General features: G+C 73.4%; 10 protein-coding genes and 1 pseudogene. 4 read left to right on the top strand and 7 right to left on the bottom strand.

Annotated elements, in window-relative coordinates; all coding sequences use genetic code 11:
* Positions 1 to 70 precede the first annotated feature (70 nt).
* From IO39_RS28365 to IO39_RS28385, 5 genes are all read right to left on the bottom strand, one after another.
* The gene (locus IO39_RS28365) at positions 71 to 1,243 is read right to left on the bottom strand and encodes a PQQ-binding-like beta-propeller repeat protein (protein ID WP_043629094.1); all 1,173 of its coding nucleotides are present in this window, start codon (positions 1,241 to 1,243) and stop codon (positions 71 to 73) included.
* On the bottom strand, positions 1,240 to 5,970 hold the full coding sequence (locus IO39_RS54910; protein ID WP_157548999.1) for a phosphotransferase: 4,731 nt from the start codon (positions 5,968 to 5,970) through the stop codon (positions 1,240 to 1,242). The genes IO39_RS28365 and IO39_RS54910 overlap by 4 nt, the downstream gene beginning before the upstream one ends.
* A gap of 938 nt (positions 5,971 to 6,908) precedes the next feature.
* Positions 6,909 to 7,805, bottom strand: coding sequence for a HEAT repeat domain-containing protein (locus tag IO39_RS28375; RefSeq protein WP_157549001.1), 897 nt, complete (start codon positions 7,803 to 7,805; stop codon positions 6,909 to 6,911).
* A gap of 105 nt (positions 7,806 to 7,910) precedes the next feature.
* Positions 7,911 to 8,522, bottom strand: coding sequence for a class I SAM-dependent methyltransferase (locus tag IO39_RS51060; protein ID WP_052423478.1), 612 nt, complete (start codon positions 8,520 to 8,522; stop codon positions 7,911 to 7,913).
* Between the two features lie 66 nt (positions 8,523 to 8,588).
* Positions 8,589 to 9,479: a helix-turn-helix transcriptional regulator gene (locus IO39_RS28385; RefSeq protein WP_043629099.1), complete on the bottom strand. Its 891-nt coding sequence runs from the start codon at positions 9,477 to 9,479 to the stop codon at positions 8,589 to 8,591.
* A 130-nt stretch (positions 9,480 to 9,609) separates the two neighbouring features.
* Between IO39_RS28385 and IO39_RS28390 the strand changes: the two genes are divergently transcribed.
* Positions 9,610 to 10,419: an SDR family oxidoreductase gene (locus IO39_RS28390; RefSeq protein ID WP_245642291.1), complete on the top strand. Its 810-nt coding sequence runs from the start codon at positions 9,610 to 9,612 to the stop codon at positions 10,417 to 10,419.
* A 291-nt stretch (positions 10,420 to 10,710) separates the two neighbouring features.
* A complete protein-coding gene (locus tag IO39_RS28395) occupies positions 10,711 to 11,019 on the top strand; it encodes a hypothetical protein (protein WP_043629100.1) in 309 nt (102 codons plus the stop codon).
* Between the two features lie 273 nt (positions 11,020 to 11,292).
* Here the strand turns inward: IO39_RS28395 and IO39_RS28400 are convergent.
* Positions 11,293 to 11,778, bottom strand: a pseudogene (locus tag IO39_RS28400) (alpha/beta hydrolase); the annotation flags it as partial.
* Between the two features lie 77 nt (positions 11,779 to 11,855).
* Here IO39_RS28400 and IO39_RS28405 point away from each other — a divergent pair.
* Both IO39_RS28405 and IO39_RS59910 read left to right on the top strand, forming a co-directional pair.
* A complete protein-coding gene (locus tag IO39_RS28405; RefSeq protein WP_281200169.1) occupies positions 11,856 to 12,422 on the top strand; it encodes a TetR/AcrR family transcriptional regulator in 567 nt (188 codons plus the stop codon).
* 764 nt (positions 12,423 to 13,186) lie between these two features.
* Positions 13,187 to 14,026 carry an SDR family NAD(P)-dependent oxidoreductase gene (locus tag IO39_RS59910; RefSeq protein WP_245642294.1) on the top strand — a complete coding sequence of 280 codons (840 nt, stop codon included), beginning with the start codon at positions 13,187 to 13,189 and terminating at the stop codon, positions 14,024 to 14,026.
* 101 nt (positions 14,027 to 14,127) lie between these two features.
* Here the strand turns inward: IO39_RS59910 and IO39_RS28415 are convergent, their stop codons facing one another.
* A complete protein-coding gene (locus IO39_RS28415; protein ID WP_245642296.1) occupies positions 14,128 to 14,724 on the bottom strand; it encodes a cadmium resistance transporter in 597 nt (198 codons plus the stop codon).
* Between the last annotated feature and the right edge of the window lie 447 nt (positions 14,725 to 15,171).

Genomic DNA, 15,171 nt, shown 5'->3' on the forward strand with positions numbered 1-15,171 from the left:
CACCCCAGGACGCTCCGGACCGTCACTCCAGGCCGGTCAGTACCCGTCACTCCAGGCCGATCAGTGCCCGTCACTCCAGGCCGATCAGTTCGCCGGGCAGCGGGACGATGAGCTCGCCCTCGGCGCCGACGGCGAGCGGCCCCGTGATGGGCCGGCCCGGTTGCCACCCGCCGCGGATTCCGTCCTTGTCGAGGAAGAGCACGTAGCACTCGGCCCGCAGGTCGTAGCCCGGCTGCCCGTGATACCGCGACCAGCGCTCCAGCGGCGGGCCGCCCGCCACGGCCACCAGCCCGCCGGCGCCGGCCGCCATGGCGTGCGGGGCGCCGGGAACGAGGTGGCGCTGGACGGTGGCGCCGGAGCCCAGGTCCGCGACCGTCACCGTGGGCCGCGGCTCGCCATGGGCGGCGGTCTCCGGCCAGCCGGGCAGGACGAGCAGCTCCCGCCCGTTCTCCCGGTCGTGGAGGGGGACCACCGGCGCTCCCGGCCGCAGGTGCGCGGGCACCGCGCCGACGTCCCCCCGCCGGGGGTCGATCACCAGGTAGCCCATCACGTCGTCGGCCCTGACGGGCACCAGCACGCCGCCGCCGGGCAGCCCCACGAGGACCCCGTCCACCTCGCCCGGCTCCCCCGGCGGATCCGCCACGCCGGGCGCCGCGCGAAAGGCGTGCCGGCCGGCGCTCCACCGCGCGCCGCCGTCCCCGCCGAAGGCCCGCACGACCTCGCCCTCGACGACGATCACCTCGTCGCGCAGCACGAGCGGCGGGTACGGCAGGGCGTCCAGCTCGACCTCCCAGCGCGTCCCGCCGGCCGGCTCGGCCGCGCGCAGCACGATCCCGCCCTCCTTCCCGGCCAGGAACGCCAGCAGCCCGTTGGCCAGCAGCACGGGATCGGACAGGACCGTCGCGCCGATCGTGGTGACGACGGACCCGGTCAGCTGGTCGCGGACGGCCAGGCCGCCGGCGTCCGCCACGGCCAGCAGGCCGTCGCCGAGCAGGAGGCAGCTCCGTGGCGCGAGGACGTCGGCCGACCACCTGATCGCCGGCCCGTCCAGCGCGAGGAGGCGGCGGGGGGAGGTGACGAAGCACAGGCCGTTCGCCGCGACCGCGAGCCCGGTGACGTGACGGTGAGGGAGGGCGGCCCGCCAGCGCACCCGTCCCCGTCCCGAGAGCGGGACGGGAGAGGTGCGGTCGTTGGCGCCGTTGCCCAGCGGCGCGGGCCACGCCCCGCCGTCGAGGCCCGTCACGACCTCAGCCCGAACGCGCGTTTGGCCAGCTCGACCTGCTTGCGATCCTCGGCGTTCAGGGTCCGGCCGGCGCGCAGCGCGTTCATGGCCCGCATCAGCCAGCCGAGCGAGGTCCTGGCGCGGAAGAACGCGTCCGCCTCCGGAGTGGTGCCCATGCCGCCGGCGGCCCGGTAGGCGTCGCGGAAGGCGTTCTGGAGCCGGCGCACCTCGTGCGGCTTCAGCTTCAGATTGACGCTGTAGTGCGCGATCTGCTGGGCGAAGTTGGCGACGTCGCGGGAGGGGGCGCCGGTGGGCCGGCCCCGGCGGTCGATGGAGAAGTGCAGGGTCGTGGTGTCGATCATCGTCACGCCGGTCGCCGGATCGTAGAAGTAGTTGCCGGGATGGGAGTCGCCGTGGACCAGGGCCGATCCGCCCGGATTGGCCCGCAGGCCGTCGATCAGCTCGTCGATCCGCGCCTGCAGCAGGCCCACGTCGATGTTCTCCCGGGCCAGCCAGGGAGCCAGACCGGTGAGCTGGCTCTGCCTGGTGCGCATGTCGCGGATGTGCCGGTCGAGGAAGGCGGAGCCCACCGGGCCGCCCGAGCCGCCGGGAGCGGTGTGCAGCGTGGCGAGCAGCCGGCCGATCCCCCTGACCGCCGTCTCGAGCTCTTCCATCAGCCTCCTCCGCTCGGGACCGTCCGGCGTGCTCCCGGTCTCGCGCATCATGCCCTCGACGTCCCGGCCGGCCGCCGCGCCCATGACCACCATGCCGCTCGCGCCCGGACGGCGGGAAGTACGCGCGACGCCCCGCGCCGACACCACCCGGTTGCGCAGGATCCGGATCTTGCCCAGCCGGGCCAGCGAGGACAGCTCCCTGGCGAACTCCTCCTGGTCCGGGAAGACCTTGAGCACGCCGATGAGCGCACCCCTGGCGTCGAGAATCCTCATGACCGGCGCGCCCGAGAAGCCGCCGCCGACCGGGGCCAGGGTGACGGGGCCGGCGTGGCCGAGGCTGTGCCGGGCCAGGCGCTTCATGTCCGCCTCCCGCTGCGGCACCACCGGCAGCGACTCCATCAGCTCGCGCAGGGCGTCGGGGGCGACGTCGCCCGCCGGGGTCCTGGTGCCGGCCGCGCGCTTCGCCGCCTGCCTGGTGTGGAAGCGGTTGCGGGCCACGGCCGTCGCGAACCTGGCCGCGTTCGCGTCGAGGATCTGCTGCTTCCCCTTGGGCAGCGGTGTCCCGTCGCTCGTCAGCTCGTGCCAGACGTAGGGCACCGGGTCCGTCAGGATCCGTCTCGGGTCGTCTCCCCACTCCATGCCGTGGAACTTCTTGGGGATGGTCGTCCCCAGCTTGGCCTCGAGCTTGCGGATCGCGTCCAGCTCGATGTCGACCAGGACCGAACCGGTCACGTACTGCCGCAGGAAGATGTGGATCTCCTTGCGCAGCTTCCTGGCGTAGCGCACGGAGAACGCCGCCCACACCGGGCGGACCCGCGTCCAGTTGCCGAGCAGGGTCAGCCCCTTGGTGACCTTGTAGAACTCCTGCGCCTCCAGCGTCACGAAGCCGAGGCTGATGGCGTAGTCGCTGAGGTCCTCGCCCTTCGACCAGAGCGCGCCCTTCTTCGGCGGGATGCGCATGCCCTTCATCAGCCTGGCCGCCACGGTGTCGAAGTTCTTCGTCCTGCCGTCCCGGATGCCGTCCATGATCAGGAACCACAGGTCGAGCGCCTGCTCCTCCGTCATGGGGATGTCCAGCGCGCGGTTCACCCAGATGACGCGCTCCGGGTGGTCGAGCGGGACCTCCAGGTTGGGGTCGTCGAGGCGGCCGAAGCTGTAGATGACGCGGCCCCTGGCCGTGGTGCCCGTGGTGGCCTTGCCCTCCGTGACCCACTTGCCGGCGTACTTGCGCGCCTGCGTCTCGCCCAGGCGGAGGACGGTGCGCAACCCCGGCACGACCTCGCCCCGCCGCTGTCCCGGCATGTCGCTGACGGAGAACGGGCGGTACTTCCCCCGTTTCCGGTAGGCGCGCTGCGCGGTCCGCAGGTACCTGTCGGACGTCAGGTGGCGGAGCGTGGCGCGGGGGTTGACCGCCCCCTCGAAGATGAACAGCACGGTGGCGCCGGACTTGGGCTCGACGGCCACGGTCAGCAGGGTCAGGCGGTGCCGGGCCTTGATCGCGGGCAGCCCGGCGCGCACGGCCTCGGCGTCGCCCGAGGTGCGGTCCGCCAGCCGGGCCGCCTCGCGGAGCGCGGCCTTGAGCTCCCGCTCCCGCCGCTTCTCCCGCCGGCGGTCCCGCTGCCTGTCCCGCTGCCTGTCCCGCTGCCTGTCGCGCTGCCTGTCGCGCGGCCTTTCCCGCCGGCGGGCCGCCGGCCGCCGCTCGTCCTTCCCGCGCCGGTCCCTCCTGCGCGGAGGTCCGCGCCGGTCGGACGGGCGGCGCCCCAGCGGTACGCCGGGACGGCGCTCCGGGACCCGGCGCGGCCTGGGCCTGATCCTGTCCCAGAGCCTCTTGACCAAGCCGGCGATCTTGTCGATGACCCAGTCGATGGCGCGGTTGACCGGCCGGGACAGCTTCTGCAGGATCTGGCGGACCTTGCCGGGGATGCCGCCGATGCCGAGCAGGGCGGCCAGCGCGCCGATCAGCACCGGGATGGACCGGGCCAGGGCCCGCTCGACGAGGGCCGGCACGCCGCCGGTGCCGCCCCGGGCGATCGCGATCACCGCGTCCAGCACCGCGTTGACGAAGTCGATGATCTGGCGGGCCTGGGTGAGGATGAACCGGATGATGTCGATGATCATCTTGCAGGCGCGGATGAACGCCGACGCCGGGCTGAACAGCGACACGATCCAGGTGATGCCGGCGATGACGATGGTCGGCAGCAGGTAGCCGACCAGGTCGTCGATCAGGGTCTTCTTCAGGTCGCCGACCCGGGTCTTCAGCTCGTCGGCCAGGCCGGCCACGCCGCGCCGCCTGGCCTGCGCCACCAGCGGCACGGAGGTCTCGGCGGCGAGGATGGCCTGCTCGGGCACCCGGCGGGCGAGCCGGGCCCGCAGGTGCGGCCACGACAGCCCCAGCATGCCGGCGACCATGGTCAGGATGCCGATGGTGTCGAAGCTGCGCGGCAGCGTCACCCCGGCCACCGCGGCGCTGCCCAGCAGCCAGGTCAGCACGCCGTCGCGCAGGTGCCGGCCGGCGTTCTTGCGGAAGAGTCTCAGGCCGCCGCCGACCCCGGTGACCAGGTTGCGCAGGAACCCGATGGGGTCCTTGAGTATCGCGCTGACGGCGGTGGCGGCCTTGCGCAGCACGCCGGCCAGCATGCGGCCCAACTCGGCGATCGTCTTGATGGCGCCGCCGATGGCGTCGGCGGCCCTGGCGACCAGGCCCTTGTTCTTCTCCTTCGCCGCGGCGATCTGTTCGTCGACCGCCTTGACCGCGTCGCTGTAGCGGGTGGCCAGCGTGTCGACCAGCTCGTCACCCTTGTCGTCGACGCTGCCGGCCAGCTCGTCGAACCGGCCGGCGAAGTCGCCGGCCGCCTCCCGGCCGATCGTCTTGAGGTCGGCGGGCAGCTTGTCCACCGCGGCCGTCAGCTCCTTGCGGCCGGCGGCGATGCGGTCCTTGGCCCGTCTCAGCTCCCGCTCCACGGTGCCGGCGATGCCGGTGATGATCTCGTCCATCGCGGTCAGGTAGTGGTCGCGGGCGCGTTCGTAGATGCGGTTGGCCTCCTCGGGCAGCCCGGCGAACAGGTCCCAGCCCCAGCGCAGCTTGCCGTCCAGGCCGCCGTACCGCTCGGCCTTGTAGCGGCGCATGCCCTCTTCGTGCTCGTCGGTGAAGCGCCGGCGGGCGCGCTCCTCCTTGCGGGTGAACTCCTCATCGACCTTCGTGTCCAGATCGGACAGGATCTTCTCCACGTCGGTCTTGGTCCGGTCGAACACCTGCTGCAGCACGGCGGTGACCTGGGCGCGCTTGTCCTCGTCCCGGCCCTTGGCGCCCTGCTTGCCGGCATCGACCCGCCGGCCGGTGGCCACCCGGGTGGCGTGCATGCCGCCCATCGCCGCCGCCCCCTGCGCGGCGGCGGTGGCCTTGACCTCGGCCAGCTCGCGGGACTCGCCGGCGCGCACCTGGCGGGGGGCCGCCGCCGCGTGCGCCTCCATCGCCTTCTTGTCCTTGACCGCCTTGTCGAAGGACGGCTCGCGCGCGTTCCGGAACTCCAGTTGCCGCTCGGTGACCTTGGCCTCCGACATCTGCCGGTCGACCTGCCCGGGCCCGGCCAACAGGTCGGTGGCCGGCGGCGGCAGCCGGTCCGGGGCGGCCTGGGCCGGGTCCGGGCCGCGGGGCCGGCCGGGCGGCCGGTCGGCCGCCAGCGGCACCACCTTCTTGGCGTCCGGCGCCGGCTGCGGCACCTCGGCGGTACGGTCGGCGATCTCCTGCGCGGAGGCGTCCTTGCCCTCGCCCACCTTGCCCGCGACCTCGGCCTTGACCTCCCCGGCCTTGCCCGACTCGCCGAACTTGTCGGCCTCGTCCAGGTTCTTCGGCGCGCGCTCGGCGATCGCCTTCCTGACCGCGGCGATGAACGCCTGCTTGTCGAACTCCCTGGGCCGGGCGGCATCCATGTCCTCGGCATGCGCCGCCTTGCCCCGCGCCTCCCGGTCATCCGGCGGCGGCACCGCCGCGGCCTGCGCCGCCCCCGCCTCCACCGCCGCCGGCGGATGGCTCGACCCGATCGCCCTCTTCTTGGCGGTGACATCCTTCCTCAACGCCTGGAACTTCGGATCCGCCGCCGGCGAACGCGGCCCCGCCGCCTGCTCCTTCTTCCCGCCCTTACCCGCAGCGTCCTTGCCGTCCTTGCCGTCCTTGCCGTCCTTGTCCGGTCGCTCCGCAGCCGGACCACCGGCGGTGTCCTTGCGCCCCGGCGCATCCGCGGCCGGCGCGGCGGCCCGGGGACCGGTACGCGGCGCCGGTGGCCGCTTCACGGCCGCCGGCCCCGAAGCTCCCGCCCCAGCGGCCCCCGGAACCACGGCCCTGCCGGAAACCCCCGAAACGACAATCCCGGGAACGACAGCCCCGGGAGCGGGCGTCGCGGGAGTTGTCGGCACCGGGCTCGCGGGCACCGGAGCCGTGAAGGCAGGCGGCGTGAGGGCAGGCGTCGCCGTCGCGGGCGCGGAAGACGACACAGGCCCAGCCGTCCTTCCGCCTGTCCGGGTCACCGTGGCACCGGTGGCACCGGTGGCGACGGCCTGGTTGCCGACCAGGCTCTGCCCGGCCAGCAGCAGCTGCGCCATCCACGCCGGCGACCCCGGCCCGGCACCGCGCGGCAGGCCGCCCATCGCCGCCGTCATCGCCGCGTTGCCCACCACCCGGCGCGCATGCAGCACCGCTGACGGGCCCGGATCCATCGCGTTCTGCGTGCCCGGCCCGCGCGGGTCCGTCACCGGCGACACGGCGGGAGCCGGGGGTCGCGGACGGCGAGCTTTCACGGGAACGGGCATCCTGCGCCTTTCCTGATCACGACCCAGGACGCGTCTCAGGATGCCAGCGGCGCCGTCGCCGCACCGCGATCCGGGCGTCACGGCAACGTCGCAGAAGAGTCCCTCTCACCGCGGCACGGTGCGGCGCGGCAGGAAAGGCGACCCGGCGTGGTCCGTGCGCGTGCGAGGCCGGCCTGGCCTGCCGGGGGAGGCCGGGGCGGGGAAGGTCACGTCGTCAGGGTGTCCAGGGCGGAGAGGATCTCTTCCCGGGTGCGGCCCTTGGCCGACCCGAGCCCCTCGCGCAGCGGCTCGATCGCCCGGCGAACGCCCAGCCGGGCCGCGGCGCGGATGGCGCGGCGATCCGTGTCCAGGCGGAGCAGGACCAGATTCTCCAGCAGGACGCGTTCCCGGCCGGTCAGCTCCGCCAGCCCTTCGACGCGGAGGTCGCCCCCGGAGCCGCCGAGGTCGTCGATGAAGCGGCCCAGGGGCCCGTCGCGGTCGGCGTGCCAGGTCAGCCCCAGCTCCTCGGCGGTCCTGCCCGCCTCCCGACCCGCCAGGACCGCGCGCAACTCGGCGGCGGCCCCGGCGCGCACGGTGGTCAGGGACGACAGCAGCCGGCCGGCGATGCTCAGCAGCACCTCGCCGGACGTCAGCTCCTCGTCGTCCAGGCCGGCCACGGCCAGCAGGGCGTGGGTCGCCCCCGACCGGGCCGTGCTGTCCGGATCGGTGGTGGCCACGTCGAGCAGGAGCTCCTTGTCCGGAGCCGGGGACTCGGCCAGCAGCCGGGCGGCGCTGGCCCGGTCGCCGCCGGTGCCGTCATGCGTGCGCAGCATCCGTACCAGAGCCGGAAGACCGGCGTCGCTGCCCAGGTCGAGGAGCGCCCGGGCGGCGAAGACCCGCATGATGGGCGCCTCGGTCTCCGCCGTGGCCTCGACCAGCGCGGGAATGGCGCGGACGCAGCCCGCCTCGGCGAGGGCGGCCGCCGCCCGGCCGTCGCCCTCGCCGAGCCTGGCGATGAGGATGTCCTCCGCCTCGGTGCGCTCCTCGCCATGCAGCAGGCGCAGCGCCCCGACGCCGGGGATCTCGTCCATGGAGTCGCGGCTGAGCACTACGGGGGCGTTCACCGCGGCCAGAAACCTCTCGAAAGCCGCCGACCGTGCCATGGCCACCAGCCTCGACCCGCCACCCCCCGCGGTCAACCTCCCACGCGCGACCCGCACGCGGGTGGTTCAAACCTCGCGGCGGATCGCGAGCACGCTGAGCCACGTGCGGTGGGTGGCGCTCTCGGCGTGCTCGCGGACCTCGAAGCCGGTCTCGACGAGGGCGGCGAGCAGCGCGCGCGGCTCGCGGTGCACGAACCAGCGCAGCAGCCCTTCGTCGTACGGGACCGGCTCCCAGACCTCGCCGTCGCCGGCCGAAGTGCTCAGCCCGAGCACGCCCCCGGGGCGCAGGGCCGCGTGCCAGGCGCGCAGCGTGGGGACGGTCTCGGCGGCCGGTACGTGCAGGAGGGCCGCGGCCGACCACAACCCTGCCAGCGAGCCGGGGGCCAGCGGGGGATGGCGCAGATCGCCCAGAACCACGGGAACGCCCCGGCCGGCGGCCAGCGCGACCATGGCGGCCGAGCGGTCCACCCCCACCGGGGAGAGCCCTTGCTCCCGGAACCAGGCCGCGTCCCTTCCCGGGCCGCATCCCAGGTCGGCGACGCGCCCTCCGGCGGGCAGCGCGGCGGCGAAACGCGCTCGAAAGTCGCGGAACGCGGCGCCGGGGTTCTCCGAGCGGGAGGCGAAGACCGGGGCGATGCGGTCGTACGTGGCGGTGGTCCGAGCGATGGGATCTTCCACCCTGCGGATATTGCCAGACTTGGCCGAGCAGGTCACTGCGGGCACCGACGGGCAGGTCGGTGCGCTTCAGCGCGGCCGGCTGGTGGGGTGGGCCGGCGGGGTGGCTGCCAGGCTGGTCAGGAGCTTGAGCCGGTCTTCGGAGGTGCCGCCCGGCTCGGCGGTGTAGATGGTGAGGCCGTAGACCGTCCGGCTGGAGACGGGCAGGTCGAGGGACTGGTAGGTCAGCTCCATGTCGCCGGCCTGGGGGTGCCACAGCCGCTTGGTGCCGGCGTGGCGGATGCGGACGTCGTGGGCGGCCCACCGGCCGCGGAACGCGGTGCTGAGGGTGGACAGCTCCCCGATGAGGTCGTGCAGGGCCCGGTCGTGGGGCTCGCGTCCGGCCTCGGCGCGCAGCAGCGCGGCGCTGACGGCGGCGGCCTCGTCCCAGTCGGCGAAGAACCGCTGCGCGCCCGGATCGAGGAAGACGTAACGGGCGAGGTTGGCGCGGCCGTGCCGCGTGGCGGCGGGGCTGTCGAAGACCGGCGCGAGCAGGGCCCGGGCCGGCGCGTTGCAGGCGACGATGTCGGCGCGGCCGTTGCGTACGAACGCCGCCGACATCGTCATGGAGTCCAGCAGCCACTGGACGCGCGGCGGGACCTGGACGTCCTTGCGGCGCGCGGGCGCGCGGCGGGCCGCGAGGGCCAGGTCGAACAGGTAGGTGCGCTCGTCCTGGTCCAGGCGCAGGGCCTGGGCCACCGCGTCGAGCACCTCCTGCGACACGCCGCCGATGTGGCCCTTCTCCAGCCGCGTGTACCACTCGGTGCTCACCCCGGCCAGCACCGCCACCTCCTCGCGGCGCAGCCCGGGGACCCGCCGCCGGCCGCCGGCCGGCAGCCCGACCTGCTCCGGGGTCAGCTTCGCTCGCCGGGTGGCGAGGAAATCCCGGATCCGGGCGCGGTGGTCGGGCCGGTCGTCCATGCCTTCCACGGTAACCGCAGGGTTCGCGCAGGCGCCGACGGTAAGGGGGTTGAGCTTGTCCCCCCGATGAACGCGCTCTGCCTCGCGCCCGGCCAGGCGGGTTTCCTGGGATCAGCGGGGAGAACGCGACATGGAGATGGCCCCTGTCCGGCCGGCTCTCGTCGTGGTGATCGGCCCGCCCATCGCCGTCGAAGCCCTCCTGCGCGGCACCAACTGGACCTCCAGCACCCGGAGTATGACCATGACCGGCAAGACCGTACTGATCACCGGCGCGACCAGCGGCATCGACGCCCACACCGCACGGTTGCTCCTCGGCCGCGGCCACCGCGTGGCCGTCACCGGCCGCGACGAGAGCAAGCTCAAGTCCTTCCTCGACGAGACCGGCCACCCCGACCGGCTGCTCGGCATCATCGCCGACGCCGCCGACTGGCCGGCCACCCAAGCCGCCGTGACCCGCACCGTGGCACGCTTCGGCGCCCTGCACGCCGCGGTGGCCAACGCCGGCTTCCTCCCCGCCGACCACCCGCGCACCATCGCCGACGGCGACCCGCAACTGTGGGCGCCCATGGTCCTGACCAACGTCCTCGGCCCCGCCCTGCTGGCCAACGCCGCCCTGCCCCACCTGGAGGCCGCGGGCGGACGGCTGGGGCTCATCGGCAGCGTCGCCGGCCTGAAGAACAGCCCCGCCAACCTCTACTCCGCCACCAAGTGGGCCGTCACCGGCATGGCCGAGAACCTGCGAATGCATGCCACCGGCCGCGGCGTCGGCGTCACCCTCGTCAACCCCGGCATGACCGACACCGCCTTCTGGCACGGCGGCGTGCCGCCCTTCGCCCTGTCCCCCGAACCCGTCGCCGAGGCCATCTGCTTCGCCCTCGGCCAGCCGGCCGGCGTCGACCTCAACACCCTGACCATCCGCCCGGTCGGCCAGCCCGCCTGAGGCAGATCCGACACCCTGATGGCCGAGGTCACCACGTTCTCCTAGGAGATCCATCGCGCTCCTGGGAGATCCATCGCGACGCGCGCCCGCGACGCTTCCGCGAGCGCCTGACCCCCGCCGACCCACCGACGACGTCGTGCTCACCGGCGCTGTCACTTTCTGATACGTGCTCATTACGGGCCCTCCAGGAGGTCACATGTGGCGGAAGGGACAGGGGAAGACCTATAGACGCGCACGGTAATCAATTGAACACTTCTGGTGACAGCACGAGCTCGGCGAAAGGAACCTCTCATGCCGACTGCCCGCATCGCCGCCGGACAGACCGCTTCCGGACAGGGCTGGCAAGCCTACGGAGCCAATGGCATCTTCATCGACGTCGATACGAGCTCCGCCCGCTTCTCCGGCCGCCCGCACTACGTCACCTCCATCTCCGGCCCCGGCGGCAGCCAGTGGAACCTGGTCGGCCCCAGCGCCGTCTACAGCCCCACCGCCACCAGGTTCCGCGTCTACGTCAAGTGGAAGGACGGCAGCCCGCTGACGCCCGCCACCGCCCAGCAGTACGGCTGGTACATCACCTGGATCGGCTACGACAACCCCTGAGCGAGCCCGGCGCCCGCCTCCCCCGACAACGGTGGCGGGCGCTTCCGCGAGCCGCACGGGTACTGGCGCACCCGGAACACGGCCGTGCCGGCGGTCACCCGCCGGCACGGCCCGGCCCTCGGCACGGGGCCCCGGCCGTACGTCAGCAAGCCGGCGCGGATTCACGTACACGATCCGCACGAAGCGAGCCCCCGGCCCCCTGGAACTGCGAGGGACCGGGGGCTCTCTCCGAGGTTCCTGGTGCACCGACGCGCGTCACAGGGTGGCCCGCCATCACGCGAAGGCTGCGCCGATGGCGTCGCCGATCTCGTTCAGCACGTCGCGCGAGACCTGGACGTCGCGGGTGAAGGACAGGAACGCGTGGGGCACTCCCCCGACCGGCCGGTGCGTCACCGGCACCCCCGCCGCGCGGAGGGCGTCCGCGTACCGGATGCCCTGGTCGCGTAGTGGGTCGAGCTCGGCGGTGACGATGAACGCGGCCGGAAGCCCGGCGAGGTCCGGTGCGCGCAGCGGGGAGACGCGAGGGTCGGCGCCCTCGTCGGGGGTGTTCAGGTAGGCGCCCCAGAACCACTCGAGCCAAGGGCGCGTCAGCAGGGGGCCGGCGGCGTTGTCGTACATCGATGTGCTGTCGTCGAAACGGTCGGTTGCGGGATAGGCGAGAGCCTGAAAAGTGACGGCCGGCCCGCCGCGTCGCTTCGCCTCCTGTGCGGTGACGGCGGCGAGGTTGCCTCCTGCGCTCTCCCCGAACAGGGCGATGCGCTGCGGATCGGCGCAGTGTCGAGACCCGGGCCAAGGCGGCGAGCACCGAGGGTGGCCGTCGCACGCGAGACCGCATCCTGCACGCCGCCGCCGAGCTGATGTTCAAGCAGGGCGTCGCCGGCACGAGCATTCCCGACGTGCAACGCCGGGCTCAGGTGAGCGCCTCGCAGATCTACCACTACTTCGGCGACAAGAAGGGCCTCACGGCGGCGGTGATCGAGTATCAGAGCACCGTGAAGCTCGAACAGCAGCGGCCCCTGCTCGACCACCTCGACAGCATCGACGCATTGCGTGAATGGTGCGAACGCGCCGCCGTCCGCCTGGACGCGGTGCACTGCGCCGGAGGGTGCGAGATCGGCTCGCTCGCCAGCGAGCTGTCGGACATCGACCCCTCAGCCCGTCTCGGCCTGGCGACGGGATTCGCCGCGTGGCAGGCGGCGATCGAATCCGGGCTCGCTCGCATGCGCGAGCGCGGCGACCTCGGAGCCGACGAGGACGTTTCGGCGCTTGCGGTCGCGCTGCTGGCCGCGATCCAAGGCGGCATGCTCCTGTCGCAGGTGAACCAAGACGCCACCCCGTACCGCCGCGCGGTCAACGTGGTCATCGACCACATCGCAGACCGCTTCGCGGCGGCGAGAGGGTGAACGCGGCGTGACACCTCCCCGCCGATCCATCGGCTGCCGGGCTCCTGCTCGGCGCTCAGCGCCCGGAGAGGCGGGACGGGATCACGCGGTTCCCGGACGCCGCTGTCGTCACCGGGACCGTGGCGCACCCACCTGCTCCCGCGCGGCCTGGTCCAACCGGAAGAACCACTCCGGCTCGCCAGGCGACGGCTCCCGGGGGAACCGGCCATGGCGGGCGGCCTGCTCATCAGAGAGAGATTCAAAGGATGCCGCCGGAACGGCAGGGACATCACCAGGGCGAACCTCCGCCGTCACCGAACCGAAACGAGGGGGAACTGCTGGGCACCGTCGGCCCCAGCCCGCCATGGATGGGCGGCCCGCCATGGATGGCCGGCCCGCCATGGACGGCCGGCCCGCCCCGTAACGGCACCAAGGTCGCCCTCGCCCCGCCAGGGGATCTTCGGCGCGGGCACCTTTGTCACTCCTGCTATGGATTCGTCCCCGTCCAGCTCGGCCAGGCCCTGCGGTCGGCGAGGTGCGAGAATCCCGCCGACCCCTGCGCCACCCGGCACGGCCGGGTGGCGCGTCAGGCGATCAGCGCGAACTGGCGCCCGGAAAGAAGTAGTTCGGAGCGCAGGTACGGGTCCCGGGATCGCAGTGCCCACGTGACGTCGACCAGGCGGTCGATGACGGCGGTGTCCGCCTCCGTGGCCTGGCAGGCCGGCGCACGAGGCCGCCACCGTGCACGCCAAACCCCTGGATGGGGTGCCGGCAGGAGACGTGTCATGGGCCCCGAAACGGCGTTGATCTCGCGGCTTGCCTGGTGGCGCGTCCGCTCGAAACTGGCCAACCTGCTCTTCACCTTCGAGCTGCAGCGGCGCGCGGAACGGGCCGGGGCGGACCTGATCAGCGTGGCCACCCGCCCGGGCTCCACCGCCACCGGCATCATCGAGCTGGGGCCGTTGCGGCCACTGGCGGGCCTGTTCCTCAAGCCGCCAGAACGCGGCGCGGTCTCCTCGCTGTACGCCGCCCGCGAGGTGCAGCACGGCGTCCACCCCTTCCGGGGCGAGCGCGCGGACCTGGGCCGGCAGGTCGCCGCTGTAGCCAACCAGCTCGGCCTTCGCGTCGGCGAGGCCGGTGACGAAGCCGGCTTCGGCGCCGGGCCGGGCGGTGGCGATCACCCGGACGCCGAGAGCTGCGGCCAGCTGCACGGCTGCCCGACCGTGAAGCTCTCCACGCCCTCGCCGAGGGCCCCGACGGTGCCGGCGAAGTCCTTGCCCACCACCAGCGGGAAGCGGTGCTCCATCATCTGCTGCACGTGGCCGGCGGCGACCGGCAGGTCGAAGCCGTTGACCGAGGAGCCGGCCACCTTCACCAGCACCTCCCCGGCCTCGGGCTGCGGAGTGGGAAGGCCGGCCAGGGCCGGGGTGACGGGGACGGAGTTCAGCGTTACGGCAACATGGAGTGATCGTCCGGGACGCGCGCCCGTGACGGCCCGGCGCCCGGGTCGAAACCACGACGCAATGTACCGCTGGATCATCGGTGACGGGCTGGTCAGGCGTCCTCTGCCGAGTCGGGCAGGCTCGGCAGTGCGTCAGGGCACGTCAGTAGTCCGTTCTCAATGATCCTCACAGCCTGGCGGCGCGGACATCCGATCCGATTCCGCCGCCGGTCTCGGCCGCCTGCCGGAACTACGGCACCGCCCTGGTACGGGATTTCGGCCCCCCTACAGGCCGAAGGCGCCGCCCTCGATGAGAATGACCACGCCGATGCCGATCAACACGATCGGCAGCAGCGCGTGACCCCACCGGCTCAGCGCCCGGGCGACGACCGGCCGGGTGGCGAAGAACCGCCCAGCGGCACACCACACGGCGACCAGAGCCAGGAACACGATGATGTAGACGCTCATCGGGCCGACACCGGCCGTGGCGAACACCGGCACGTACACCCCGATGTTGTCACCGCCGTTGGCGAAGGTGACCGCGGCGACCTGCAGCGCCCCCGGCCCTCCGGCGCGTTCCCCCGCCTGCTCCCCCTCGGCATCATCGCGGTGGTTCTTCCACGCCTGCCATGCGGCCTTGAGCCCCAGGACCAGCGGCAGCAGGCCCAGATAGGGCAGCACCGGCTCGGGCAGAAGGGTGGCCCCGAAGGCCGCGGCAGCGGCCACCGCCAGAATGCCCAGGAACCCGAGGTATTGGCCGGCCACCACCCGCGCCGCCGCACCCCGGTGCCCGGCACCCCGGGCGAAGAACAACGCCAAGATCACGATGTCGTCGATGTTCGTGACGGCGAACAGCCCTGCCGCCTGACCGACGACGTCCATATTCACGCCGGTTCTTCCCTTTCGCCTTGACGCACCCTCACCGACCCTACAAGGTCACCCACATCCAGGCGGCTCCCGCGAGCGACTGGCCGCCGCGGCGTCGAGGGCGTCGGCGTGGCCGAGCAGGCCGGCGATCGTCGCGCAGGTCTGGCCCGTGATGCGGCGACCATCGAACTCCTCCGACAACGACGCGCGCCGAGCTGGTCGCCCCTCGGGTACGTCACCGGCTCACGGCGACCGGCGACCGACCTGCCGCCCTGAGCCTGGGCACAAGGGCGTGGGGAACCATCGCGCCGCGCCCGGCCCACGGATCGGGTCGTCAGGGCGCGGGCCGCGAAGGCGGCCGGGGTGATGCCGGTGCGGTCGCGGAAGCAGCGGCCGAAGCTCGCGGGATCGGTGAAACCGAGGTGGGCGGCCACGCCCGGGGCCATCACGTGTCCGCGCCTG

The sequence above is a fragment of the Nonomuraea candida genome (assembly GCF_000725485.1).
In the GTDB taxonomy this organism is placed as follows: Bacteria; Actinomycetota; Actinomycetes; order Streptosporangiales; family Streptosporangiaceae; genus Nonomuraea; species Nonomuraea candida.